Here is a 24,440-nt window from a genome sequence, read left to right as displayed (position 1 = left end):
CTCACGGTCCCCGTACGCGGCACCGTGGGCACCGTGGTGCGCCCGCTCAGACGACCGCGTCCGGCCGGCGGCATGCCGGTGATCGCCCCCATGCCCGCAGGGACCCGGACGGCCGGCGTGACCGGCATCCCCTCGCCCCGCGAGAGCACTGAAGGCATCGTGTCCGCGGGCACCACCGTCGACCATCTGACCGAGACCTACCGGGCGCACTACCGCTCGCTGCTCGGTCTCGCCGCGCTGCTCCTCGACGACACCGCCTCCTGCGAGGACATCGTCCAGGAGGCGTTCATCCGCGTCCACTCCGCGCGCAAACGGGTCCGGGACCCCGAGAAGACCCTGGCCTATCTGCGCCAGACGGTCGTCAACCTCTCCCGCTCCGCGCTGCGCCGCCGCATCCTCGGACTCAAGCTGCTGTCCAAGCCGATGCCGGACATGGCGAGCGCGGAGGAGGGCGCGTACGACCAGCTGGAGCGGGACGCGCTCATCAAGGCGATGCGCGGACTGCAGCGGCGCCAGCGCGAGGTGCTGGTCCTGCGGTACTTCGCGGACATGACGGAGGCCCAGGTGGCCGAGACGCTCGGCATATCCCTGGGTTCGGTGAAGGCGTACGGCTCGCGTGGCATCGCGGCGCTGCGCGTCGCTATGGAGGCGACGGCATGAGCTCCGACGGCATGGATGCGGGCTCGGGCGGTACGCGCTCCGGCGGTACGGGTTCCGGCGATGCGAACAGCGGCGGTACGAGTGGACCGCCCGACGGTGAACGCGACGACATGGGACACGGGATTGTGAACGACGGGCCGGACAACGAGCGGGCCGACGGCCACGACGAGCTCTTCGAGGGCGACGAACTGGCGCTGAGGAGGCTGCTCCACGGCGCCGTGGGCGACCTCCAGCCCACCGACGGCGCCCTCGACCACCTGCGCCGTGCGGTGCCCGCCCGGCGCACCCGCAAGCGCCAGGCCGTCGTCGGCTTCGCCGCGGCCGCCGTTCTGCTCGGGACGGCCGTGCCCGCCTTCGTGCATGTCGCCGGCTCCGGCGGCATCACCGCCGACCAGGCCGTCAACGCCGGCCACGGCGAACAGGCGCAGGGCGGTACCGGCTCCGAGACCGGTGTCGAGACCGGTGGCAACGGCGACGGTACGCCGACCGGCACGGCGACCCCGAGCCAGGGCGCCGACGGCGGGAACACCAAGGACTCCGTGAACGCGAGCACGGGCGGCGGCTCGAAGTCCCCGTCCGGCTCCTCGCCGGTGTGCGACGCCGCGCAGCTGGCCGTCAGCTCGGTGCAGGCGGGTGGCCCGGACGCCGAAGGGAAGGTCTACGGCACGTTCCGCGTCGCCAACGTCTCCGGCAAGGAGTGCGTGGTGAGCGGCGACGGCAGCATCGGCTTCCAGGCCCTCGGGGCGGCGGACCCGTCCAGGATCTCGGTCGTCGCGCACACCCCCGGGGACGCGGCGAGCGGCCTGCCCGACCCCTCGCAGGAGTCGCCCACGCTGCTCCTGCGGCCGGACAACGCGTACGAGGTGAGGTTCGCCTGGGTCCCCGCGGAGACGTGCCCGACCACCGGCACCCCGGACCCCGAGCCGACCCCGGACCCGGAACCGACCCCGAGCCCCGAGCCGACCCCGAGTCCGACGAAGGACGGCGAGGGCGCGGCGTCGGGCGGCTCGGGCTCGACCGGCAACGGTGAGACGGTCGAGGGGACGGCGCCGCAGTTCGTTCTGGACGGGACGCCCGCCGACGGCAGCGTCTCGGTCAGCCACACGGCCGAGCCCGGCGGCCCTCAGGCGGCCACGACGATCCCCAACGCGTGCGCGGGCACCATCTACCGCACGGGCGTCCTGGACGCCTCCTAGGGCGTGTTTCGCCCTAGAGGCCCAGGGCCTCGTCGCGGCGGGTCTCCACCTCGCGGCGCAGGAGGCGGAACCACATGAAGACGACGAAGCCCGCGAAGACGAACCACTCGGCCGTGTAGCCGAGGTTCTGGAACGCCTTCAGGTCCAGCGACGTGCCCGCCGCTGCCGCCGCCGGGACGGGGGTCAGCCCGGCGGGGGAGTCGGTGAGCGTGACCCACGCGTCGTAGACGTCGTCGGAGACCACGTTGACCAGGGACCCCGCGCTGATCATGGAGAGCTGGCCCTCGGGGAGCCCGCCCGCCGCCCGGACGCCCTTGGTCCCCGCGTTCTCGGACGCCTGGAGGGCGCCGACCACGGTGACCTCGCCCGACGGCGGGGCCGGGGCCTTCGCGCCGGCGGGCAGCCAGCCCCGTACGACGGGCAGCGACTTGCCGCCGTCCGTCTTCAGCAGCGTCAGGACGTACGCGCCCGCGCGGCCGTCCAGCTCACGGTCCGGCACCAGGAACTGCTCCCCGTACCGGCCGCTCGCTTCCGCGTGCCGGCCCGAGGTCTCCTTGTTTACCGGCAGCAGCGTGTCCAGCGGCTCGGTCCTCAGCGTGGCCGGGTCCGGGGCCCGCTCCGCCTCCCGGTGGGTGTCGACGCGGTCCTCGAACTTCCCCATCTGCCAGGTCCCCATGAAGAGGCAGAACGGGATCGCCAGCAGGACGAAGACGTTGATCCCCCACCAGCGGGGCGTTCTCAGGAACCGGTACACCCCTCCACGGTACGCAGCCGCCTCACCCCTCCACCGGCCGGGTCCCCAGGTGCCGCGCGGCGAAGGCCAGCTCAAGGCGGACCTGCTTGATCCGCTCCTCCACCACCAGGGAGCCGTGCCCCGCGTCGTACCGGTACACCTCGTGGACCGCGCCCCGGGCGCCGAGCCGGTCCACGTAGTTGTCGATCTGGCGGATCGGACAGCGCGGATCGTTGACGCCCGCCGAGATGTACACCGGAACGGTGACCCGGTCCACGTACGTCAGCGGCGACGAGGCCTCGAAGCGGTCCGGCACCTCATCCGGCGAGCCGCCGAAGAGCGTCCGGTCCAGCGCCTTCAGGGCCTCCATCTCGTCCTCGTACGCCGTCACGTAGTCCGCGACCGGGACGGCGGCGAGCCCGACCGACCAGGCGTCCGGCTGCGTGCCAAGCCCGAGGAGCGTCAGATAGCCGCCCCACGAGCCGCCGGACAGGACCAGCCTGGCCGGGTCGGCGAGCCCCGAGGCGACCGCCCACTCGCGGACCGCGGCGACGTCCTCCAGCTCGATCAGGCCGACCCGGTGCTTGAGCGCGTCCGTCCACTCCCGGCCGTACCCCGTCGAACCGCGGTAGTTGACCCGGACCACCGCGTAGCCGTGGTCGAGCCAGGCCGCCGGGCCCGAGGCGAACGCGTCGCTGTCGTGCCAGGCAGGCCCGCCGTGCACCTCGAAGATCGTCGGGAAGGGCCCCTCGCCCTCCGCCGGCCGCTGCACGAGGGCGTGGATGCGGCCGCCGGGGCCCTCCACCCACACGTCCTCCACCGGCACCGACCCGGGCGCCCGCAGCCCCGGAGGGTCGAGGACGACCCCGCCGTCCGTCGAGCGCACCTGCGGCGGCTCGGCGGCCGACGACCACAGGTACTCCACGCTGCCGTCCGGACGGGTCGTGGCCTCCGACACCGACCCCGCCGGGGTCTCCACCCGCACCAGCGCGCCCGTCGCGATGTCGTACCGCCACAGCTCGCTGCGCGCCTCGAAGCTGTGCACGATCAGCAGGCCCGTGCCGTCCGCGTACCACTCCGCCGACACGTCGCCCGGCAGGTCGAGCCGGAGGTCGGTCTCGCGGCCCGTCGTCACGTCCCACAGCAGCGGCTCCCAGCGGCCCCGCCGCTGGTGCCCGACCAGCAGCCGGGTGTCCCCGTCCACCGGCGCGAAGCCCAGCACCGCCAGGCCCAGCTCCTTCGTGCCGCCCTTGGAGTCGTCCAGCTCGGCCACCACCGAGGAGTCGCCGGCGCGCAGCACCCGCAGGGCCGAGTGCATGGCGTCGCCGTGCTCGGTGTGCTCGATGGCGATCAGCGAGCCGTCGTGCGAGAGGTCGCCCACGCCGGCCGACTCCCGGTGCCGGTAGATCTCGACGGGCGCCGCCCCGCCCCGTACGAGATGGATCGTCGAACCCTCCTCGTCCGTCGACCGCCCGACGACCACCGTGCCCTCCCGGCCGATCGCGAGCCCCGCCGGATACGAGGGGGCGAGGTCCGGCACCGCGGGCTCGTCGGCGCCGCCGTCGAACCGCTGGCGCATCCACACCCCGAACTCGTCCCCGTCCTTGTCCGAGAACCACCAGATCCACCGGCCGTCCGGGGACAGCGTGCCGTCCGTCGTCCCGTTCGGCCGGTCCGTGACCTGCCGCTGCGCGCCGCTCGCCCGGTCCCAGGCGTACAGCTCGTACGTCCCCGTCGCGTTGGAGACGAACAGCGAACGGTCCGGCGCCTCCTCGGCCCACTCGGGCAGGGAGACGCGGGGTGCCCGGAAGCGCTGCTCCCAGGCCGGGACGTCGGGGGTTTCGGTGATCTCGTTGCTCTCGGTCATGGCCCCCATCATGCTCCGGTCGGCCGACAATCCGTTCGCCTCGTCCGCAGCCTGTGGATAACTTGGACGGCTACCGGCCTCGCCCGCCGCCCATCGGGATCACCGGGCGGACGCCTACGCGGATCACGGCGCGGCCCCCAACCGGGTCGCCGCGCGGCCCCCAACCGGGTCGCCGCGCCCGTGGCCGCCCGCCAGGTGGACCAGCCCGGGCAGCGTCACGAACACGGCGAACTCCATGGCCGCCATCGTCCGGGATCCGGTTCGGAAACGGCAGGGACGGAGCGGGCTCCCGCTGCCTACGATGGCGCGATGACCGCCTTGGCAGTGGCCGCCGTCTTCCTCGCGTTCTTCGGCGTCGGTGTGGTGCGGGACCCCCGGCGCTTCAGCAACGCCGTGTTCCTCGGTCTCGCCGTCACCTTCCTCGGCCTCGCCCTGCTCGTGGGGATCGACAGCGCGCCGCCGGGCGTCACCGAGACGGCGATGATCGTCGCGCTGCTCGGCCTCGGCCTCGGCCCGGTCGTCCTGGCCGGCCTGCTGTGCGCGAACGGCGTGAAGATGGTCCGCAAGGAGGGCAGGCAGCCCGCCAACCTGCTCTCGCTCCTCGCCGGCCTCGGCATGTTCGGTGTGATGGGCCTGACGGTGGCGGCCGCGGTCACCGGCTCCCCGACGCTGGGTCTGATCGCCGTCACGACCCTGCTGGTGCTCGGCTACGTCTCCTTCCTCTTCGTCTGCTTCGTCGGCTACGCCTTCCTGTACGGACGGATGCCGCTGCACGGCGACGCGGACTTCGTGGTCGTACTCGGCTCCGGTCTGATCGGCGGGCGACGCGTCCCGCCGCTGCTGGCGAGCAGGCTGGAGCGCGGGCGTGAGGTGTACGGATCGCTCGCCGCGCGCGGGCGGCCGCCGGTCCTGATCACTTCGGGCGGGCAGGGGCCGGACGAGGAGGTGCCCGAGTCGCACGCGATGGCGGAGTACCTCGTGGAGCGCGGCTTCCCGGAGGACCGGATCCTGCGCGAGGACCGCTCACGGACCACCGAGGAGAACATGCTCTTCAGCCGGGAGCTGATGGAGGAGGTCCTCCCGGGCGCGGAGTGCGTGATCGTGACCAACAACTTCCACGCCTTCCGGGCCTCCCTGACGGCCCGTCGGGCCGGGGTGAACGGCCAGGTCGTCGGCTCCCCGACGGCGGCGTACTTCTGGCCGACCGCGACCATCCGCGAGTTCGCGGCGGTCTTCGTGCACTACAAGGTGCTCAACCTCGGGGTCTGTCTGACGCTGATCCTGCTCGGGGTGCTCGCGTGGGCGAGCCGCTGACCGTCTTCGACAGCCGGCTGCGGACGACGGCGGTGCCGACCGCTCCGGCGACGGCGGCGGCGCCGAGCCCGAGGGCGAGCAGGGACGGGCCGGAGTCGGAGACGACTTCGGGGGGAACGGTTGCCGCCGCCTCGGCGGCTGTCCGGAGGGGGTGCATGTCACCAGGGGACCGGACGGCGGGCCACGGGGCCACCTGGGGGACCCCGTTCGGGTCAACGGGCCACGGGGGCACCCCTAGGGACGCCGCGGGGGTGCCCCCTGGGACGGCCGGTTGCGCCTCGGGGCTCCCTGGGGTCTTTCGAGAGAGGCTCTAGGCATCTCGGGACAGCCGAAAGGGCGCCCGGCCTGGAACCTCAGGCCGGGCGCCCTTTCGTCGGGGCGTGCGCGTCAGGACGCGGAGGTGCTGTTCGGCGCGGGTGTGCCGGCCAGGATCGTCTCCTCCACCGCTTCGTACCGCATGCGCTGGTCGGCCGGGTCACGTTCGTGGAGCACCGTGCCGAGCCAGCCCGCGAGGAAGCCCAGCGGGGCCGAGAGGATGCCCGACGTGGTGAACGGGAACCAGTTGAAGTCCTGGTCCGGGAAGATCGCCTGGGGCGACCCGGACACCAGGTTGCTGCCGGTCATGAGGATGAACGCGGAGGCGCTGCCCACGATGAGGGTGCAGAGCAGTCCCGTACGGGAGTAGCGGCGCCAGAAGAGGCTGTAGATGAGGGCCGGTGCGACCGCGGACGCGCCGATGCAGAACGACAGGGTGAGCAGTGCCTGAAGGTTCAGATGCCGTGCACCGGCGGCGATCGCGATCGCCACGAGCCCGACGCCCGCCGCGGCGGACCGGGCGATGACCATCTCTGCGGAGGCCTTCAGCTGCGCCTTGCGGCGCAGCCCGTGCGTGATGAGGTCGTGCGCCAGGGTGTTGGCGCAGGCGAGGGTGATCCCGGCGACCGAGGCCAGCAGGGTGAGGAAGATGGCTGTCGCCACGGCCGTGAACAGCAGTGTCTCGACGGTCGACTGGTCCGTGCCCATGACGGCCTGGCTGACCATGAGGAACGCTGTCTTGCCCTGCGGGTCGCCGGCGACGATCCCCTGGTGGCCGACGATCGCCGCCGCGCCGAAGCCGATGACGGCGATCAGCAGACAGGTCACGACGACGGTCGACACGGCCCAGGACATCGAGCGCCGCACGGCTGCCGCGCTGCGCGCGGTGAACATGCGCATGGTGATCTGCGGCAGCACCGCGGCGCCGAGCACGACCGTCAACTGAGTGCTGATCATGTCGAGTTCGTTGCCGCCGAACTGCAGGCCGGAGGCGAGATAGGCGTCTCCCGCCCCGCTGCCGCGCTTGGCGGCGTCCAGCAGGGAGGGCAGGCTGAAGTCGAAGCGGTTGAGGATGAGCGCGGCGATCGCGAGGGACGCGCCGAGCAGGACGACGGTCTTGACGATCTGGATGAAGGCGGTGCCCTTCATGCCGCCGATCGCCGCGTACGCGATCATCAGCAGGCCCAGGAACACGATCGCCCCGGTCTTGAAGCCGTCGGCGTCGAAGCCGAGGACGACGGAGAGGAGATCGCCGGCGCCCGCGAGCTGGAAGACCACCAGCGGCAGCAGTGCGGTCAGGGTGACCGCGGCCGTGGTGATCCGCACGGCGGGGCCGGGGAGACGCCGGGTGAAGACGTCGCCGATCGTGAACCGGCCGGCGTTACGCAGCGGTTCGGCGAGCAGGAACATCATCAGGACCAGCGAGAGCACGGTGCTCAGGGCGAGCGTGATGCCGTCGTAGCCGACGAGCGCGATGATGCCGATGGTGCCGAGCACGGTGCCGGCGGAGATGTAGTCGCCGGCGATCGCGAGGCCGCTCTGCACGGGGGAGAGCGAGCGGTAGCCGGTGTAGAACTCGCCCAGGTCGTCGCGGTCGGGGCCGGTCATCACGCACAGCAGCAGCGTGACCGTGATGACCGCGATGAACGCCATCAGCGACATGGTCTGGGCCCCGGAGCCGAAGCTGGTCATGCGCGCGCACCTCCGGTGGGCTGCTGCCACACGGGACGTCCGGAGCGGCTCTGGCGTTCTGGCCGGGGGGCGGCTGCCGCGGCCGCCTGCTCGGCGCGTTCGCGGATCGCCGCGGCGAGCGGGTCGACGCGGTTGCGCGCGATCCGCTCGTACAGCGCGATCGCAGCCAGCGCCACGGGCAGCTGGAGGAGCCCCAGGACCAGGCCGGTGGTGAGACCACCGGTGAGGTTGCCGGTCATCATCGAGGGGGCGTAGCCGGACAGGAACAGGAAGATGACGAAGTAGCCGAGCGCGGTGAAGGTGGCGACGCGGCGGAGCCTGCGGTAGGCCGATCCGAGCCGGTGCAGATCATCACGATTGTCGGTGGCTGCGGGCGGTTGCGGCTGCGGGGACGCGTCCCAGGGCTGCTGCGCGGAGTCCCAGCCCTGCGGCGAGGAGTCCCACGCTCGCGGGGACGAGTCCCAGGCTCGTGGGGACGAGTCCCAGGCTGCCTGCGGATCGGTGTCCCAGGACGGCGATCCACCCTCCCAGGACTGCGACGCCGCCTCTTGGCGGTGCCGCCCGGCATTCTGGTGCTGCGGTACGGGCGGTGGACCGGGGAAAGGCTGGTGGTACGACATCGATCTTGCTCCTTGCCGCCCCGGGGAACGGGCGGGTGGCGCTGGCGGGGTCCGCGTACGTTACTCATGGGTATAGCCCTCGCGTAAGGGGTTTCCGACCGCTCGGTATGTCGGTTCGGTGACGATCCTGTGCGCGTGGCGACGGAACCCGCGGTAACCCCCGTTGTGGATCTTTCCGCAGGTCACGGGTGAGTCTCGGGCCGCCCATGAGGCCGGGCAGACCGCTCGGCGCGACCGGGTCCGGCGAATGCGCCGGACGGGCCGACGATGTGGCCGGGTGGATGCCCTCCGCTGCCCCCGGCCCCGATCGGCCTGGCCTGCCGCCGATGGCAGGAACGCCTCCGCCCCGGTCTCCGCCCGCCTGCGTGCCGGGCCTGGCGCTCGCGTCGGTCGCGCCTCGGGGGCACCCCTAGGCCGGCCGGTTCTCCGCGCGGTCCGAGGTGCGGTCCGACGTACCGGGTGCGCGCTCGCCCAGGCGGGCTTCGAGGCCGTCGAGGATCGCCTCGACGCCGAACTCGAACTTCTCGCTCATCATCGCGGCGGGGTCGGCGCCCTGCTGGGCCTCCATGCGGGCGCGCAGCCGGGGGTAGCGGGCGGCGATCCCGTACGCCCAGTCGGTGACGCTCTGCGCCGGCTTGCCCTCGTCGCCCTTGCCCCGCGGGACCTGCGCGGTGGCGATCGAGGCCTCGGTCGCGTCGACGAGCAGGGTGCCGGCCACGAAGGTGAAGGCGGAGTTGACGGCCCAGTCGAGCTCCCAGCCCTCGAAGCCGGCCGCTTCGTAGATCGCGCAGGAGTGGTCCTGGAAGCGGGCCATGCCGGGGCCGTAGACGTAGTGCGAGCTGATGGCCGGGACCAGCCAGGGGTGGCGCTTGCCGAGCGTGTACGTGTCGTGGACCAGCGCGCGGGCGGCGGCGCGCCACCCCACCTCGGCCGGGTCGAGAAACGACAGCTCGCTCCACGCGGCGTCGCCCGCGAGGACGATGAGGCTCTCCTTGCTGCCGACGTGCCAGTACATGGCCGTCGCCGCCGAACCGAGCCGCTGCCCGAGCTTGCGCATGCTCAGGCCGTCGATGCCCTCGCTGTCGAGCAGCTCGACGGCGGCTCGGACGATCTGGTCCCGGGTCAAGGTCTCACGCGCCATGGCTCCAGGGTAACCGAGCGACTTGCACGGCGTTCAATTCCGTCGCAACCCGTCCGTCGCAACCCGTCCGGCGTATGGCCGCCTCCGGCGTCTCACGACAGCCAGGCCATGCCGATCAGCAGGAAGACCACGAAGGCTATGCCGCCGGCGACGGCCGCGGTCTTCCGGGGGCGCCGGCGGGAGAGGGCCGCGAGGCCGCTCTCGCCGCTGCGCGCCTGCCGCCGGGGCGCGACGGCCCGGGACCCGGTCTGGGGCAGGGGCTGAGGCCGCGGCTGTGTCCGGGACTGGGAGCGCGTCTGGGAACGCGGCTGGGTCCGGGACTGGGAGCGCGTCTGGGACCGGGGCTGGCTCCGGGGCGCCGGGTGAGGGGCCTGCCGGTGCGGTACGGGCCGGTGCGGGGGCTGCGGGTGCTCGCGCCACGCGCCCGAGGTGAACCAGTCCGCGATCGCCTGGGCCGGGGGTCTCTGCTCCGGCTCCTTCGCCAGCAGCGTGAGGAGGTAGGCCTCGAACGCGGCGGGCAGCCCCACGCCGAGCTGCCGCGGCGGCGCGGGCGGGGTGTCGATGTGCTGGTACAGCAGGGCGGTTGCGGTGTCGCCCTGGAACGGGGGCCGTCCGGTGAGCAGTTGGTACAGCACGCAGCCGAGGGAGTACACGTCCGACGCCGGCGAGGCGGGCCGCCCGAGGGCGCGCTCGGGCGCGAGATAGAGGCCGGTGCCGACGATCTGGCCCGTGGTCGTGAGCGCGGCGGACGGGTCGTCGACGAACCGCGCGATCCCGAAGTCCGCGAGTTTCACGGTCCCGTCGCCGTCGAGCAGCAGGTTCCCGGGCTTGATGTCCCGGTGCACCACACCTTCCCGGTGCGCGGCGGCGAGCCCCGCGGCGGCATGGGCGGCCACGACGGCCACCCGCTCCGCCGGCAGCACCAGGGGCGGCGCCCCGGGGTCGGAGGCGAGGCTGGACCCCTCGACCAACTCCATGACGAGGAACAGCTTTCCGTCCCACGTACCGAAGTCGAAGACGCCGACCACATGCGGATGGCTCAGCCGCGCCGCGGTCTTCGCCTCCAGCCGGAACCGGTCGGCCGCGGAGGGGTCGGTCTCGTGCCCCAGCATCAACTTCACGGCCACGGACCGGCCGAGCACCTCGTCGGTGGCCTGCCACACCTCGCCCATGCCACCACGGCCGACACACACGTGGAGCCGATATCGGTCCGCGATCAGCACCTGAGACCCAGCCTTTCGACGGTCGACAACCTGAGAGGAGCACGCGTCGCCGTACTCCGCCGTCCGGCACCGATGCCGTAACAGGGTAGAGCCGCTTGATCGACTTCCTGCACACGCCCCGGCTCCACGGGGGCGCGTGAGACCTGAGGGCCCCGGCGTCTGGCGCCCAGGACGGTCCCGACGCGGGAGAAGTGCCGCCGGGGAGCAGCGTTCTGATGCTCCGGGTGACTTCGAAGCGCGGGGCGCCGCCTGGGGTTCCGGCAGCGGACGGAGTGCGAGAAACATGGTCCTCGGGGTTGAAGTTGCCGTTGCGGCAGCTCCTACGGTCGTGACCTGCGCCAACGGTCACCGCTACTACGACGAGCACCAGCTTCTGCTGTTGCAACAGATCCTCGTGCTGCGGGCGCTGGGCGTCGGGCTGCCGGTGATCGGCCGGATCCTGTCCGAGCAGGTCGACGAGGTGGATGCCCTGCGGGGCCACCACCGGCGGCTGCTCGCGGAGCGGGACCGGCTCGATGCCCTGGCCGGCACGGTCTCCCGCACGATCGCCGAACTGGAGCAGTCCAGGAAGGACGGCAACCCCATGACCATCAACCGGCCGGAGAACCTGTTCGAGGGCGTCCAGCCCTCCCAGTACGCGGAGAACATGTCCGAGTTCCCCGAACTCGCCGAGGAGGTCGGACGGCGCGCTGCCGCCATGAGTCAGGCCGATGCCGACGCCGGGCACCGTGAGCGCACCGCGCAGATGATCCGGCTGGCCGAACTCATGGCCGCGGGCAACACGGCCGACGCCGATCCCGTACAGGCCGAGATCGACGCCCAGTACCGGGCGCTGGCCCGGCTGCGTGCCGTCTCCGCCGAGGAGTACCGGGCCATCGGACGCTCCTGTGTGGACAACGACGCGTGGCGCACCGCCTACGAGACGATCGCCCCGGGGCTGGCCGCGTTCCAGCGCGACGCCATCGAGTCGTACGCCACCGCCAGGCTGCACTGAGGGAGAGCGCAACCGCCACCACGGGGGCCGGCCCGCGATGGCGGTTGCGCGATGGCGGTTGCGCGATGGCGGTGGCGTGACGGCGGTTGCGCGATGGCCTCCTGCCCGCCGGGCAACGCGGGCGGTGCTGCCTCGGCGCCTCTGTCGCCGTCGGCGCCCTGATGACAGACGGGATGGGAAAAGCCGGTTCTGTCCTGGTTCTGGCTGGGTAAATTGGTGGATAAGTCCCCTGAGGGAGGCTGATTCGATGCCGTGGTTCGTATGGCTGCTTGCCGCCGCGGCGCTCGGTGTCGCGGAGTTTTTCACCCTGACGCTGGTTTTCGGTCTGCTGGCGGGCGCTGCACTGGTCGCCGCCGTGGTCGCCGGTGCGGGCATCGGCCTTCTCGGCCAGCTCGTCGCGCTCGGGGTGGCTGCTGCGGCGGCTCTCGTCGTCGTCCGCCCTGTCGCGCTGCGGCACATGGCACAGCAACCCCTCACACGTGAGGGCAGCGATGCGCTGATCGGCAAGCGGGCCGAGGTCATGCAGGAGGTCACCGCGACACGCGGCCTGATCAAGATCTCCGGTGAGGACTGGTCCGCCCGCTCACTCGACGAAAGCCATGTGATCCCGGTGGGAGCGCTGGTCGATGTCATGGAGATCGAAGGTGCCACGGCCGTCGTCTATCCCCGCGAACTGCTTCCGTGAACGGCTGAACACGTCCCAGCGGAGGAATTGTGGACCCGATTGTCATCCCGATTCTTGTGGCGGCGATTGTTGTTGTCTTTCTCGTGGCTGCCACGGTGCGGATCGTTCCGCAGGCGCGCCGTTACAACATCGAGCGGTTCGGCCGATACCGGCGCACGCTGCAACCCGGGCTGAATTTCGTCCTGCCGGTCGCGGACCGTGTCAACACCAAACTCGACGTGCGTGAGCAGGTGTATTCGTCGGAGCCCAAGCCGGTGATCACCGAGGACAACCTCGTGGTGAACATCGACACCGTGCTCTACTACCAGATCACCGACCCGCGGGCGGCGGCCTACGAGGTCGCCGACTACCTGCACGCGATCGATCAGCTCACCGTGACCACGCTGCGGAACGTGATCGGCTCCATGGACCTGGAGCAGACGCTCACCTCACGCGAGGAGATCAACACCCGGCTCCGCACCGTCCTCGACGACGCCACGGGCAAGTGGGGCATCCGGGTCAACCGCGTCGAGATCAAGGCCATCGATCCGCCGCACACGATCAAAGAGGCGATGGAGAAGCAGATGCGGGCCGAGCGCGACAAGCGCGCGGCCATCCTGCACGCCGAAGGCGAGCGGCAGGCCAAGATCCTCACCGCGGAGGGCACGAAGCAGAAGGACATCCTGGAAGCACAGGGCACGCAACAAGCCATGATCTTGCGGGCGGACGGCGAGGCGAAAGCCGTGGAGCGCGTTTTCCAGGCCGTCCATCGCAACAATGCCGACCCGAAGATTCTCGCGTACAAGTATCTCGAGACGCTTCCGCACCTGGCGAAGAGCGACAACAACACGTTCTGGGTGATCCCGGGGGAGCTGACCGAGGCGGTTCGCGCCGTCACCCACGCATTCGGCGATCAGTCGACGATGGGTCTTCCCGCATCGGCGCCACCGGAGGAAGCGACCACCACCGATGCCGACGGCGCGCCGGACGAAGGCGCGGCGCCGGAGCTGGAGGCAGGCTCGCCGTTCTCGCTCGACGCTGCCGCGGCCGCCGATGAGGTCGCGAAGCAGGCCGATGCCGTCGTGAGCGACGCGAAGGCCGAGGCCGAGGCGGCGAGAGCGGCCCAGCTGCCGGGCCGCGAGCAGCCGCCAGGCGGTTGAGCGCCGCCGGCGAAGCCCGGGCCATGCCCTGGGCGACGTTGTCGGTGACGGTGCGGGTCAACCGGCTCGCGCCGTCGGTGGAGATGGCGGTCATCTTGTCGACGGCGGCGAGCGGCTCGGCAGAATCGCACGCGGATGCGGTGCCACCTCTGCCGTCGCCGGATGCTCCCACCTGGCCGCACGGGAGTTCACTGCCGGAGCCCGGCAGTCTTTACGCGTCTTGATGCCGCTCACGCGCGCCCAGCGCGAGCAGGCCGACGCCGAGCAGGAGCCCCGACTCATGACGGCGGTCGTTTCGACCGCCATCGCCCCCTCACTCGTTTTCGCAGGTGAGAGACGCCCTGGTGAGGCTCCCGGCCACCGGATAGGGTGTTAAGGACGCATCAACGTGATGCTGGTGTGCCGGGAAGTCTGGTCGGCGTCCGAGGGTCTGTGTGCCCATCCGTCGACATCCCCCGGAGGCCCTTCCCCCATGACCGAGGCACGCCCGCGGCGCAACACCGTCTTCGGTCTCCTGCCCTGGCCGGAGCGCCAGGCCATCGCGGAGGCGCTGCGTACGGAGACCGTCGGGGGTCTCGTCCTGCTCGCGGCTGCCGTCGTCGCGCTGGTGTGGGCGAACAGCCCGTGGAGCGCCGCCTACGAGTCCGTCCGCGACTTCCACTTCGGCGTACCCGCGCTGGGCCTGGACCTGTCGGTCGGGCACTGGACGGCCGACGGACTGCTCGCGGTCTTCTTCCTCGTCGCGGGAATCGAGCTGAAGCGCGAACTCGTCGTCGGCGAGCTGCGCACCCCCGCCACCGCCGCCCTCCCCATCGTCGCGGCCCTGTGCGGCATGGCGGTCCCAGCGACGCTCTCCCTCCTCGTGACCGCTTCAGGCGGCGGGAACCTCGACGGCTGGGCCGTCCCAATGGCCACCGACATCGCCTTCGCGCTCGCCGTCCTGGCGGTCATCAGCACCCATCTGCCGTCCGCGCTCCGGGCGTTCCTGCTCACGCTGGCCGTCGTGGACGACCTCGGCGCGATCCTCATCATCGCGATCTTCTTCACCTCGGACCTCGACTTCCGGGCGCTGGGCGGGGCTTTCGCCGGCCTGGTCCTCTTCTACGCCCTCCAGCGCCTCCGGGTACGCGGCTGGTGGTGGTACGCGCCGCTCTCCATCGCGACGTGGGCGCTGATGTACAACTCCGGCGTCCACGCCACCGTCGCGGGCGTCGCCATGGGCCTGATCCTGCGCACCACCCGCGACAAGGGGGAGAAGGCCTCCCCGGGCGCGCGGGTCTCGCACCTCGTCCACCCCGTCTCGGCGGGTGTCGCCGTCCCTCTCTTCGCGCTCTTCGCCGCCGGCGTCACGGTCTCCGGGGACGCGCTGACCGGGGTGTTCACCGCCCCCGAACCCCTCGGCGTCGTCGTCGGCCTCGTCGTCGGCAAGATCCTCGGCATCTTCCTCGGCACCTACCTCGCCGCCCGCTTCACCAGAGCGCAGCTCAACCCCGACCTGGCCTGGGCCGACGTGTTCGGCCTCGCGACACTCGCGGGGATCGGCTTCACGGTCGCCCTCCTCATCGGCGAACTCGCCTTCCCCGACCCGACCGAAGCCGAACACATCAAGGCCGCCGTCCTCATCGGCTCCCTGACCGCCGCCGCCCTCGCCACCGTCCTCCTACGCCGCCGCAACCGCGTCTACAAGCGCCTGTACGAAGACGAGGAACGCGACGACGACGCCGACGGCATCCCGGACATCTACCAGGGCGGCAGGCGAGCGGGCAGCGCGAGGTGAACACGGAGGGCGCGCCCGCGGCCCTGCGAGGAAGGCGCTGCGTCGCGCACGATGTCGGAGCTCGTTGCTCTGAGCCGGGCGTGCAGGGCACTCATAGCCCGAGACCCCGAACGGTGAAGGGGTCCTCCAATTGCTCAGTGTGTGAGCAACAGCGCCCGCAGCTCCCACGACTCACTCCCAACTCCCACCCCGCCTCGACAACCCGAGCCGTCAGGCGGGCGGCCGGTCTCCGGTTGGTACCTGAAGAAGGCACCCCAGGAGGCGGCCCGTACCCGCCCGCTACGCCCACGTCTCCCCGGGCATGCGCCGCCGCCTCATAGCCGGCCTGACCGACCAGTGGGGCGACGCCTTTAGGAAGGACTCTGCAGCTCCCAATCGGCCGCAGCAAAGACCTCGTCGGCTGTGGCCGGGCGACCTTGGGCGATCAGCGCGGCGAACGGGCTCTGTTCCATGTCCTTGGTCGTCGTGTTCGTGTGGTTCAGCAACATCGCGAGCAAGCCGGTTGCCGTGTCGATGACATCAGTCAGGTGCTCGATCTCCTCGGCGTGGTTCGTCCGCGTCGGTGCACGCTCGTCGGACAGTTCCTCGTAGCCCAAGTCGTCGACGCCAAGGGCAACGCGGAACTCGTGCCGGATGGCCTGCCGTTCTTGAGCGAGGGCCCGTTCGGCGAGTGCCTCCTCGTCCGCCTGTCGGAGAGTCAAGATGAGTTCGGTCCCCCAATGCTCCGAGTCGTGGAGGAGCTCCCAGTCGCGGTCGAACTCTCTTTGCGCTGCGGCGGACAGTCTGGATCGAAACGCCGCCAACTCGGGCACAGACGTCACGGAGTTCTCGTCCAACTCGAGGCTGGAGACCGGAGCGTTGTCACCACCCCCGGTGAGGAAATCGATGCGCGTGAGCGGGTATGAATCGCCCAGGTGCCAGCCGCCGTGTGCATCAGGCTGGTGAGCCGGACACCTCGGCTGTTCCCAGAAAGGAACGTCGTCGTCGACGGCGGGCTGTGTCGGACAGTCCGACGGGCACGGACGGTCAGCGTGTTGCGGGCTGACCGGGCGGGTCTCTCCGATCGCCACAAGGCGTCGAAGGGCTTCTGTGTAGGTGATTCGCTCGGCCTCGGCCATGCGTCGTGCGGCCCGCTTGCGGGCATTGCTGCCGGATCTGGTCACGGCTACTCCAGAACGCGGGACCCTACACACCCCGCCGGAGCGCGGAACAGGTGGATGAAGAACTCTACGCGGGCCCAGAGGGCCTTGGCCGAATCTCCGCGGCATGCGCGCCGCACGCCACGTCCGACCCCGATACTCGGATCTTGTCGGCACTCCCCGAACGGGTCGGTCGCCCGCAGGCCCGGTACTCCGGAGGGGAACGCAGAAATCGGTCGCGCTCTACGTGGCGGTGGAGCGGGCTAGGCAGAAGCCCCTCCAAGCCGAGCGCAGGCCCCGGCTGCCGACGGCTCCTGACCTGCGACGGGAGCGGGATCCCGGAGTCGGCTCCCAGACGGCTCCCGAGCCGGCCCCGGAAACCACTCAGGGGCCTGATTCGATCTCTCGAATCAGGCCCCTGACCTGGTCTTACGGCTGTCGGGGTGGCGGGATTTGAACCCACGACCTCTTCGTCCCGAACGAAGCGCGCTGCCAAGCTGCGCTACACCCCGATGTCACTGCTCTGCTCTTCACGTCGCGGCGACATCGATTACTTTAGCCCACCCGCGCCCTGAGACGAAATCCGGTTTTCGCGGCCCGTCACCGCAGGTCGGACACGGTCCTGGATCGGGCCCCGGTCCCCGATCGGGCGCCGGTCCCGGGTCGGCGGCGCCCGCCCCGCGTCGATGGTGCCGGTCTCAGTCCTCGCGGGCCGTCAGGGTCAGGAGGGTCGCCTCCGGGGGGCAGGCGAAGCGGACCGGGGTGAAGCGGTTCGTGCCGCAGCCCGCCGAGACGTGGAGGTAGGAGGTCCGGCCCTCCGCGGTGTGCGTGGAGAGGCCCTTCACCCGGTCCGTGTCCAGGTCGCAGTTGGTCACCAGCGCGCCGTAGAAGGGGATGCACAGCTGGCCGCCGTGCGTGTGGCCCGCCAGGATCAGCCCGTAGCCGTCCGCCGTGAACGCGTCGAGCGTCCGCAGGTACGGGGCGTGCACCACGCCCATCGAGAAGTCGGCCGAGGCCTCCGGGCCGCCGGCCACCCGCTCGTACCGGTCCCGCTTGATGTGCGGGTCGTCGAGCCCGGTGAAGGCGAGCTCCAGGCCGGGCAGCTTCAGCCGGCCGCGGGTGTTGGTCAGGTTCACCCAGCCCGCCCCGTCGAAGGCGTCCCGCATGTCCTCCCACGGGTTGTGCACCGCGCCCACCACCGGCGCGTTGCCGTTGAGACCGTGGCGCCCCTGGGTCTTCTCCAGCAGATAGCGCGCGGGGTTGCGCAGCCGCGGGCCGTAGTAGTCGTTGGAGCCGAAGACGTACACGCCCGGCAGCTCCATCAGCGGCCCGAGCGCGTCGAGCACCTCCGGGACCGCCTCGGTGTCCGAGAGGTTGTCGCCCGTGTTGACGACGAAGTCCGGGCGCAGCCCCGCGAGCGACTGCAGCCACGCCCGCTTCTTCCGCTGGCCGCACACCATGTGGATGTCGGAGACCTGAAGGACCCGCAGATCCCGCATCCCGCGCGGGAGCACCGGGATCGTCACCCGGCGCAGGCGGAACGAGCGGGCCTCGAAGCCCGCCGCGTAGACGAGTCCGGCCGCGGCCGTCGCCGTGAGACCTGCCGTGATCTTCAGGGGGATCCCGTACCGTGCGCGCATCCCCCCATCGTCGCAGACCCGATGAGCGGAAATGCGCGGGCGGGTGGGCCTCACCACCTGACACACTTGGGGACATGACCACGCTCAAGGCCAGGCTTCAGGACGACCTCAACGCCGCCATCAGGGAGCGCGACGAGCTGCGCTCCTCGACGCTGCGGCTCACCCTCACCGCGATCACCAAGGAGGAGGTCGCGGGTACGACCAAGCGCGAGCTCTCCGACGACGAGGTGCAGAAGGTGATCGCCAGGGAGGCGAAGAAGCGCCGCGAGGCCGCTGAGGCCTTCGCCCAGGGCGGCCGCGCCGAGTCGGCCGAGCGGGAGCAGGCGGAGGGCGTGATCCTCGACGCGTACCTGCCGAAGCAGCTGAGCGACGACGAGCTGGAGCAGATCGTCGCCGCCGCCGTCGCCGAGGCCGCGGGCGCCGGAGCCGAGGGCCCGCGCGCGATGGGTGCCGTCATGAAGATCGTGAACCCGAAGGTCGCCGGCCAGGCGGAGGGCGGGCGCGTGGCGGCCCTCGTGAAGAAGCTGCTCGCGGGCTGATCGCCCGTACAGGGTCCGTACCACGGCCGTACAAGGTCCGCACGGCGCCCGTACAACGTCCGTACGCATGACTGAGGGCGCCTCCCGCGGTGGGAGGCGCCCTCAGTCATGTGATCACGGTCCGAGCGGATCTGAGCCCCCTAGGGGCCGTTGCCGCCGCGGCCGTTGGTGCCGCCGATCAGGTCCGGCGGGATCGTGATCCCGCCCGGGAACGGCTTGTCGTCGTCCCGGTCGCGCGGCTTGTCGTCACGCCGCTTGCCCTTGTCCTTCTCCTTGTCCTCCGGCTTCTCGCCGCGCGGCACGGAGATGGGGGCGAAGGACGGCGTCTCGGAGGCGTTCAGCGCCCCGGTCATCGCGATCTTCCAGATCGGGCCCGGGAGGCAGCCGCCGCAGACCTTGTCGTAGTACTGACCGCCGATGGTGATGTCGAACATCGACTGCTTCTCGCCGACGTCGTCACCGACCCAGACGGCCGTGGACAGGTTCGGGGTGTACCCGACGAACCAGGCGTCCTTGCGGTCGTTCGTCGTACCCGTCTTGCCGGCGTTGTCGCGGTCGCTCAGACCCGCCTTCGTACCCGTGCCGTCCTCGACGACGCCCTTCAGCATCTGGTTGACGGTGTCGGCCGTGCGCTCACTCATCGCCCGCGAGCACTCGGTCCGCGGCACCTTCAGCTTCTCGCCGTTGGCGGCCTTGATCGACTCGATGGCGATCGGGGTGCAGTACGTGCCGCGGTTGGCGAAGGTGGCGTAGACGGCCGCCATGTCGAGCGGGGTGGCCTCCTGGCCGCCCAGGGTGATCGAGGGGAGCTCCTTCAGCGGCTTGCCCAGCTCGCGCTCGTACCCCATCTTCCGGGCCATGCCGACCGTCTCGCACAGGCCGGCCATCTCCTCCAGCTTGGCGAAGTACGTGTTGATGGACTTGCCGAGCGCGCTCGTCATGTCCCACTGGCCGGCCTCGGACTCCAGCTCGTTCTGGAGGTCCCAGTTGCCGCCGCCGGCCGGGCCGCCGGCGCAGGTGCGGAAGGAGTCCATCGGGAGCGAGATCTTCCACGGCGTGGCGAACGACTGCGCCGGGCTCAGCCCCTTCTCCAGAGCCGCCGCGGCCGTGATCGGCTTGAACGTCGAACCGACCTGGAAGCCGTAGGTCGTGCCGCCCATCTTGCTGCCGACGGCCAGGTTGAGCGTGGTCTGGTGCTGCTTCTGGTCCAGGCCGTACGGGCGCGACTGACCCATCGAGAGGATCTTGCCGCTGCCCGGCTGGACCTGGACCACCGAGGCGGCGACCTTGTCGTCCTCGTTGATCCTCGCGACCGCCGCCTCGTTGGCCGCCTCCTGGGCTCGCGGGTCGAGCGTGGTCCGGATGGTCAGGCCGCCGAGGTTCCACAGCTTCTGCCGCTCCTCGACGGTCTTGCCGAAGACCGGGTCGCTGAGGATCGTCTTGCGCACGTAGTCGCAGAAGAAGCCGGCGCCGTCGACGGCGGTGATGCAGCCGTTCTTCGGGGTCTTCACCTTCAGCCTGATCGGCGTGGCCTTCGCCCGGTCGGCCTCCGCCTGGCTGACGTCGCGCACGTCGGCCATCCGCTGGAGCACCGTGTTGCGGCGCTTGGTGGCTTCCTGGAGGTCGTTGATCGGGTCGTAGCGGCTGGGCGACTGGACGAGGCCGGCCATCATCGCCGCCTCCTCCAGCTTCAGGTCCGCGGCGGGCTTGGAGAAGTAGCGCTGGGACGCCGCCTCGATGCCGTAGGCCTGCTGACCGAAGAAGGTGATGTTGAGGTAGTTCTCGAGGATCTTCTTCTTCCCCAGCTCCTCCTCGACCTGGATCGCGTACTTCAGTTCGCGCACCTTGCGGCCGATGGTCTGCTGAGTGGCCTGGGCGACCTTCTCGGGGTCGTCACCGGCCTCCTCGACGAAGACGTTCTTCACGTACTGCTGGGTGAGCGTGGACGCGCCCTGGGCCACGCCGCCCGACTGGGCGTTGCGGTTGATCGCGCGCAGCACGCCCTTGAGGTCGATCGCCCCGTGCTCGTAGAAGCGCGAGTCCTCGATCGCGACGATCGCCTTCTGCATGTACGGGGAGATCTTCTCCAGCGGCACGACCTTCCGGTCGCGCGAGTACACGGTGGCGAGGGTGCCGCCCTCCGAGTCGAGGATGGTGGTCCGCTGACTCAGCGGCGGCGTCTTCAGGTTGGAGGGGATCTCGTCGAACCCCTCGACCGTGCCCTTCGCCGCGAGCCCCAGTGCTCCGGCCGCGGGCAGGGCGATGCCCGCCAGCACGGCTCCGGAGAGCACACTGACACCGAGGAACTTGGCGGCCTGCTGGGTCCCGGTCAGACCTCCGCCCGAGCGCTTCTTTGCCATGGGGGGCAGCCTAATCCGTAGCGCCCTGCGTTCCGCAGGAGCGGGGGCGTCTCGGAGCGTTCGAGTACCAGACCGTGACATCCGGCGGTGTCCGGGCCGCCGCGATCCTGCCCCTGGAGCACGCCCGGTGCCGACGTTCCCATTCGCCGGACACGCGTACAGGCCTTGGCCTAAGCTGCTCTCAACTGTCACAGCAGTGAGGTTCCGCATCAAGGACCGGGCGTGACATCGGCAGCAATTTCCTTGGCCCCGAACCTTGGGACGTCATGCCCGATTCCGCCCCGTGCGTCACTCGACGCCCCTTGTGACTCCGTCACAGTCGGGCGAACTGTACCGGTTCGCCGGGTTCGACACGCATGTCCATCGGTCACTCCCCTGGGTGATCTGCCGCGTACGCATAGTCCGTTCGGGCCATTCAAGATTGGGCCCGAAGGGGGTGTTGCGCTGTGCCCACCTTCCGTAACGTCACCAACTGGCAGCGGTGAATATGCCGCTACCGCCGTGGGGGAGCCTCGATTCGGGAGAGGACGGCGCCGGTATGGGCTGGGTAGCTGACTGGAGTGCGCAGGCGGCCTGCCGCACTACCGATCCGGATGAACTTTTCGTGCAGGGAGCGGCGCAGAACAGGGCGAAGGCGGTGTGCACCGGGTGCCCGGTGCGGACCGAGTGCCTGGCCGACGCGCTCGACAACCGCGTGGAGTTCGGCGTGTGGGGCGGCATGACGGAGCGCGAGCGCCGTGCCCTGCTGCGCCGGCGGCCGACCGTCACCTCGTGGCGGCGACTGCTGGAGACGGCGCGGACGGAGTACGAGCGGGGAGCGGGCCTGCTGCCCGTGGCGATGGAGGACGACGCGACGTACGAGGCGTACGCGGCAGTGGGGTAGGCAGCCGGTTCGCCGGCCGGTACGGGACGTACGACGGTCCGATGGCGTGAGGGCCAAGCCCGTACGCCCGTCAGGCCCGCTCGCCCGTCAGGCCCGTACGCACCATCAGGCCCGGTCCTACGCCGGTCGCCGACGTGCGACGCGGGCCCCGTGGGTACGCGGGATCAGGCCGAAGGCAGCCGGTCCATGCGGCCGGCCGTGAGCCGGTCTCCGATGGCCCGAAGACCTGACAGATCGTGTACGTCGCCGGGCAGTGCGGCCACTTCGGCGACGGCCACCTCGGGGTGGAGCGCCGTGAAACGGTCGCGCGTGCGCTGCTCACGCGCGAGGACCTGCATCCGCTCGGCATGGAGTCGGAGCAGGCCCGCGGTCAACTGCTGGATGTCGAGTGCGTCGCCGTCGGCTGTGGGGGCAGCCTCGGCGGGCGAAGAAGGTGCGGCGGCGGTGCTCGGGGCGGTACCGGTGGTGCGGGTGGTTCCGGCGGCGGTCGGGGTGTCTGACGGCTCTGGGGCCGTGGCCCGGGGGCCACGCACTCCAGCCTTCCCGGCCCCCTGATCCACAATGCGCCCCTCGTCAAGATTTTCCGCCGCGGCCCGCGCCCGCTCGGCCGACAGCCGCTCCGCGCCACTGCCGTGGACGCGGTTGAGGACGAGCCCGGCCAGCGGCATCTCCTCCGCGGCCAGCCGTTCCACGAAGTACGCCGCCTCGCGCAGCGCGTCCCGCTCCGGCGTCGCGACCACGAGGAACGCCGTGCCCGGGGCCTGGAGCAGCTTGTACGTCGCGTCCGCCCGGGTCCGGAAGCCGCCGAACATCGTGTCCATCGCGGCCACGAAGGTCTGTACGTCCTTCAGGAACTGACCCCCCAGCAGCTTCCCGAGCGTCCCCGTCATCATCGACATGCCGACATTGAGGAACTTCATCCCCGCCCGGCCGCCCATCTTCGCCGGGGCCATCAGGAGCTTGATGAACTTCCCGTCCAGGAAGGAGCCGAGCCGCTTCGGCGCGTCCAGGAAGTCGAGCGCGGAGCGGGACGGCGGGGTGTCGACGACGATCAGGTCCCACTCGTCGCGGGCCCGCAACTGCCCGAGCTTCTCCATCGCCATGTACTCCTGCGTACCGGCGAAACCGGCCGACAGGGACTGGTAGAAGGGGTTCTCCAGAATCGCCCGGGCCCGGTCGGGGTCGGCGTGCGCCTCGACGATCTCGTCGAAGGTCCGCTTCATGTCGAGCATCATGGCGTGCAGCTCGCCGCCGTCGGATCCCTTGATCCCGTCGACCTTGCGCGGGACGTTGTCCAGCGAGTCGATCCCCATCGACTGGGCCAGCCGCCGCGCCGGGTCGATCGTCAGGACGACGACCTTCCGCCCCCGCTCCGCCGCCCGTACGCCGAGCGCCGCCGCGGTGGTCGTCTTGCCGACCCCGCCCGCGCCGCAGCAGACGATGATCCGGGTGCCCAGGTCGTCGATGAGCGGATCCAGGTGCAGGACGGGTACGGAGTCCAGACCGTTCGCCGCGGTGTCCACCGAGCCCGTCACACGCCCACCCCTTGCTTCCGCAGGTCCTTCGCCAGCCGGTACAGGCCCGCGATGTCCGCCCCGTCCCCCAGGAAGGGGAGTTCGTACGCCGGTACGCCGAGCTTCATGAGCACCGCCCGCTGCTCGCGCTCCAGCTCCACCCGCTGCGCGTGCTCGGCCGCCTGCTCAAGGAGCGGCCCGACCAGCTTCGTACCGCCGCGGACGCCCGCCGCGGCGAGGGTCCGGGCGACCGCGTCCCGGTGGTCGCCGGAGGCCGCCCGGACCGCCGCCTCGTCGAGGACGTGCGGACGGACCATGTTCACGATGACGCCGCCCACCGGCAGCTCGGCCTCGCGCAGCTCCGCGATGCCGTCCGCGGTCTCCTGGACCGGCATCTCCTCCAGCAGGGTCACCAGATGCACGGCCGTCTCCGGCGACTTCAGGACCCGCATCACCGCCTGCGCCTGATTGTGTATCGGGCCGATCCGGGCGAGCCCCGCCACCTCGTCGTTGACGTTGAGGAAGCGGGTGATCCGGCCGGTCGGTGGGGCGTCCATGACGACGTGGTCGTAGGTGTAGCCACCGTGCTTCTCGCGCCGGCGGACCGCCTCGCAGGCCTTGCCGGTCAGCAGCACGTCCCGGACCCCGGGCGCGATCGTCGTCGCGAAGTCGATCGCGCCGAGCTTCTTCAGGGCCCGGCCCGCGCTGCCGAGCTTGTAGAACATCTGGAGGTAGTCGAGGAGCGCGCGCTCGGCGTCGATGGCCAGCGCGAACACCTCGCCGCCGCCCGGGGCGACGGCGATCTTGCGCTCCTCGTACGGAAGGGCCTCCGTCTCGAAGAGCTGTGCGATGCCCTGTCTGCCTTCGACCTCGACGAGGAGGGTCCGCTTGCCCTCCGTCGCGAGGGCGAGCGCGAGGGCGGCGGCGACCGTCGTCTTACCGGTACCGCCCTTGCCGCTGACGACCTGGAGCCTGCTCACGTCTTCGAGCCTAACCACTGGAGCGGTCG

Annotated in this window: 20 protein-coding genes and 1 tRNA gene; 9 read left to right on the top strand and 12 right to left on the bottom strand. The window is 71.0% G+C overall.

Going from position 1 to position 24,440, the window contains the following annotated elements; all coding sequences use genetic code 11:
• The first annotated feature begins 72 nt into the window (after positions 1–72).
• Both M5362_RS16140 and M5362_RS16135 read left to right on the top strand, forming a co-directional pair.
• A complete protein-coding gene (locus M5362_RS16140) occupies positions 73–660 on the top strand; it encodes a SigE family RNA polymerase sigma factor (protein WP_261366065.1) in 588 nt (195 codons plus the stop codon).
• Entirely contained in the window at positions 657–1,856 is a 1,200-nt protein-coding gene (locus M5362_RS16135; RefSeq protein ID WP_260228233.1) for a hypothetical protein, read from the top strand. The genes M5362_RS16140 and M5362_RS16135 overlap by 4 nt, the downstream gene beginning before the upstream one ends.
• 13 nt (positions 1,857–1,869) lie before the next feature.
• On the opposite strand, the gene M5362_RS16130 is transcribed toward M5362_RS16135, so the two are convergent.
• Positions 1,870–2,610 carry an SURF1 family protein gene (locus tag M5362_RS16130; RefSeq protein WP_260228232.1) on the bottom strand — a complete coding sequence of 247 codons (741 nt, stop codon included), beginning with the start codon at positions 2,608–2,610 and terminating at the stop codon, positions 1,870–1,872.
• Between the two features lie 22 nt (positions 2,611–2,632).
• Positions 2,633–4,465, bottom strand: coding sequence for a prolyl oligopeptidase family serine peptidase (locus M5362_RS16125; RefSeq protein ID WP_260228231.1), 1,833 nt, complete (start codon positions 4,463–4,465; stop codon positions 2,633–2,635).
• Positions 4,466–4,765: 300 nt separating this feature from the next.
• Between M5362_RS16125 and M5362_RS16120 the strand changes: the two genes are divergently transcribed.
• Entirely contained in the window at positions 4,766–5,770 is a 1,005-nt protein-coding gene (locus tag M5362_RS16120; RefSeq protein WP_260228230.1) for a YdcF family protein, read from the top strand.
• Positions 5,771–6,157: 387 nt separating this feature from the next.
• Here M5362_RS16120 and M5362_RS16115 read toward each other — a convergent pair whose 3' ends face one another.
• The 4 genes from M5362_RS16115 to M5362_RS16100 form a co-directional block, all read right to left on the bottom strand.
• A complete protein-coding gene (locus M5362_RS16115) occupies positions 6,158–7,777 on the bottom strand; it encodes a cation acetate symporter (RefSeq protein ID WP_260228229.1) in 1,620 nt (539 codons plus the stop codon).
• Positions 7,774–8,397: a DUF485 domain-containing protein gene (locus M5362_RS33160; RefSeq protein WP_308354877.1), complete on the bottom strand. Its 624-nt coding sequence runs from the start codon at positions 8,395–8,397 to the stop codon at positions 7,774–7,776. The genes M5362_RS16115 and M5362_RS33160 overlap by 4 nt, the downstream gene beginning before the upstream one ends.
• A gap of 409 nt (positions 8,398–8,806) precedes the next feature.
• Positions 8,807–9,538 (bottom strand): TetR/AcrR family transcriptional regulator, encoded by a 732-nt coding sequence (locus M5362_RS16105; protein WP_260228228.1) that lies wholly within the window; start codon positions 9,536–9,538, stop codon positions 8,807–8,809.
• Positions 9,539–9,630: 92 nt separating this feature from the next.
• Positions 9,631–10,731, bottom strand: a complete 1,101-nt coding sequence (locus M5362_RS16100) for a protein kinase (RefSeq protein WP_374214484.1) — start codon at positions 10,729–10,731, stop codon at positions 9,631–9,633.
• A 313-nt stretch (positions 10,732–11,044) separates the two neighbouring features.
• On the opposite strand from M5362_RS16100, the gene M5362_RS16095 reads away from it, so the two are divergent.
• The 4 genes from M5362_RS16095 (at position 11,045) to nhaA (ending at position 15,356) form a co-directional block, all read left to right on the top strand.
• On the top strand, positions 11,045–11,755 hold the full coding sequence (locus M5362_RS16095) for a TipAS antibiotic-recognition domain-containing protein (protein ID WP_374214475.1): 711 nt from the start codon (positions 11,045–11,047) through the stop codon (positions 11,753–11,755).
• A gap of 247 nt (positions 11,756–12,002) precedes the next feature.
• Entirely contained in the window at positions 12,003–12,440 is a 438-nt protein-coding gene (locus M5362_RS16090) for an NfeD family protein (RefSeq protein ID WP_260228224.1), read from the top strand.
• 29 nt (positions 12,441–12,469) lie between these two features.
• Positions 12,470–13,579 (top strand): SPFH domain-containing protein, encoded by a 1,110-nt coding sequence (locus tag M5362_RS16085; RefSeq protein ID WP_260228223.1) that lies wholly within the window; start codon positions 12,470–12,472, stop codon positions 13,577–13,579.
• 472 nt (positions 13,580–14,051) lie between these two features.
• Positions 14,052–15,356, top strand: coding sequence for a Na+/H+ antiporter NhaA (nhaA, locus tag M5362_RS16080; protein WP_260228222.1), 1,305 nt, complete (start codon positions 14,052–14,054; stop codon positions 15,354–15,356).
• Between the two features lie 350 nt (positions 15,357–15,706).
• Here the strand turns inward: nhaA and M5362_RS16075 are convergent, their stop codons facing one another.
• From M5362_RS16075 to M5362_RS16065, 3 genes are all read right to left on the bottom strand, one after another.
• On the bottom strand, positions 15,707–16,519 hold the full coding sequence (locus M5362_RS16075; RefSeq protein ID WP_260228221.1) for a hypothetical protein: 813 nt from the start codon (positions 16,517–16,519) through the stop codon (positions 15,707–15,709).
• Between the two features lie 414 nt (positions 16,520–16,933).
• Positions 16,934–17,007: transfer RNA gene (locus M5362_RS16070), tRNA-Pro, on the bottom strand.
• A 186-nt stretch (positions 17,008–17,193) separates the two neighbouring features.
• On the bottom strand, positions 17,194–18,135 hold the full coding sequence (locus M5362_RS16065; RefSeq protein WP_260228220.1) for a metallophosphoesterase: 942 nt from the start codon (positions 18,133–18,135) through the stop codon (positions 17,194–17,196).
• A 74-nt stretch (positions 18,136–18,209) separates the two neighbouring features.
• On the opposite strand from M5362_RS16065, the gene M5362_RS16060 reads away from it, so the two are divergent.
• Complete coding sequence (locus M5362_RS16060; RefSeq protein WP_260228219.1) at positions 18,210–18,674, top strand: GatB/YqeY domain-containing protein; 465 nt, start codon at positions 18,210–18,212, stop codon at positions 18,672–18,674.
• A gap of 140 nt (positions 18,675–18,814) precedes the next feature.
• Here the strand turns inward: M5362_RS16060 and M5362_RS16055 are convergent, their stop codons facing one another.
• A complete protein-coding gene (locus M5362_RS16055; RefSeq protein WP_260228218.1) occupies positions 18,815–21,034 on the bottom strand; it encodes a transglycosylase domain-containing protein in 2,220 nt (739 codons plus the stop codon).
• Between the two features lie 538 nt (positions 21,035–21,572).
• Here M5362_RS16055 and M5362_RS16050 point away from each other — a divergent pair.
• Positions 21,573–21,917: a WhiB family transcriptional regulator gene (locus M5362_RS16050; RefSeq protein WP_026058363.1), complete on the top strand. Its 345-nt coding sequence runs from the start codon at positions 21,573–21,575 to the stop codon at positions 21,915–21,917.
• A 164-nt stretch (positions 21,918–22,081) separates the two neighbouring features.
• Here the strand turns inward: M5362_RS16050 and M5362_RS16045 are convergent, their stop codons facing one another.
• Together M5362_RS16045 and M5362_RS16040 are read right to left on the bottom strand one after the other, a co-directional pair.
• Positions 22,082–23,452, bottom strand: coding sequence for an ArsA family ATPase (locus M5362_RS16045; RefSeq protein ID WP_260228217.1), 1,371 nt, complete (start codon positions 23,450–23,452; stop codon positions 22,082–22,084).
• Positions 23,449–24,411, bottom strand: coding sequence for an ArsA-related P-loop ATPase (locus M5362_RS16040; protein WP_260228216.1), 963 nt, complete (start codon positions 24,409–24,411; stop codon positions 23,449–23,451). The genes M5362_RS16045 and M5362_RS16040 overlap by 4 nt, the downstream gene beginning before the upstream one ends.
• Positions 24,412–24,440: the final 29 nt, after the last annotated feature.

This window comes from Streptomyces sp. Je 1-79, assembly GCF_025195125.1.
Taxonomy (GTDB): domain Bacteria; phylum Actinomycetota; class Actinomycetes; order Streptomycetales; family Streptomycetaceae; genus Streptomyces.
This window is presented reverse-complemented; position numbering and strand designations above follow the sequence as displayed.

What these genes read in the sequence shown, in the direction of transcription:
- M5362_RS16140 (WP_261366065.1), top strand. Translation starts at nt 73, where the DNA reads ATGCCGGTGATCGCCCCCATGCCCGCAGGGACCCGGACGGCCGGCGTG.
- M5362_RS16115 (WP_260228229.1), bottom strand. Translation starts at nt 7,777, where the DNA reads ATGACCAGCTTCGGCTCCGGGGCCCAGACCATGTCGCTGATGGCGTTC.
- nhaA (WP_260228222.1), top strand. Translation starts at nt 14,052, where the DNA reads ATGACCGAGGCACGCCCGCGGCGCAACACCGTCTTCGGTCTCCTGCCC.
- M5362_RS16060 (WP_260228219.1), top strand. Translation starts at nt 18,210, where the DNA reads ATGACCACGCTCAAGGCCAGGCTTCAGGACGACCTCAACGCCGCCATC.
- M5362_RS16090 (WP_260228224.1), top strand. Translation starts at nt 12,003, where the DNA reads ATGCCGTGGTTCGTATGGCTGCTTGCCGCCGCGGCGCTCGGTGTCGCG.
- M5362_RS16050 (WP_026058363.1), top strand. Translation starts at nt 21,573, where the DNA reads ATGGGCTGGGTAGCTGACTGGAGTGCGCAGGCGGCCTGCCGCACTACC.
- M5362_RS16135 (WP_260228233.1), top strand. Translation starts at nt 657, where the DNA reads ATGAGCTCCGACGGCATGGATGCGGGCTCGGGCGGTACGCGCTCCGGC.
- M5362_RS16095 (WP_374214475.1), top strand. Translation starts at nt 11,045, where the DNA reads ATGGTCCTCGGGGTTGAAGTTGCCGTTGCGGCAGCTCCTACGGTCGTG.
- M5362_RS33160 (WP_308354877.1), bottom strand. Translation starts at nt 8,397, where the DNA reads ATGTCGTACCACCAGCCTTTCCCCGGTCCACCGCCCGTACCGCAGCAC.
- M5362_RS16055 (WP_260228218.1), bottom strand. Translation starts at nt 21,034, where the DNA reads ATGGCAAAGAAGCGCTCGGGCGGAGGTCTGACCGGGACCCAGCAGGCC.
- M5362_RS16065 (WP_260228220.1), bottom strand. Translation starts at nt 18,135, where the DNA reads ATGCGCGCACGGTACGGGATCCCCCTGAAGATCACGGCAGGTCTCACG.
- M5362_RS16105 (WP_260228228.1), bottom strand. Translation starts at nt 9,538, where the DNA reads ATGGCGCGTGAGACCTTGACCCGGGACCAGATCGTCCGAGCCGCCGTC.
- M5362_RS16125 (WP_260228231.1), bottom strand. Translation starts at nt 4,465, where the DNA reads ATGGGGGCCATGACCGAGAGCAACGAGATCACCGAAACCCCCGACGTC.
- M5362_RS16120 (WP_260228230.1), top strand. Translation starts at nt 4,766, where the DNA reads ATGACCGCCTTGGCAGTGGCCGCCGTCTTCCTCGCGTTCTTCGGCGTC.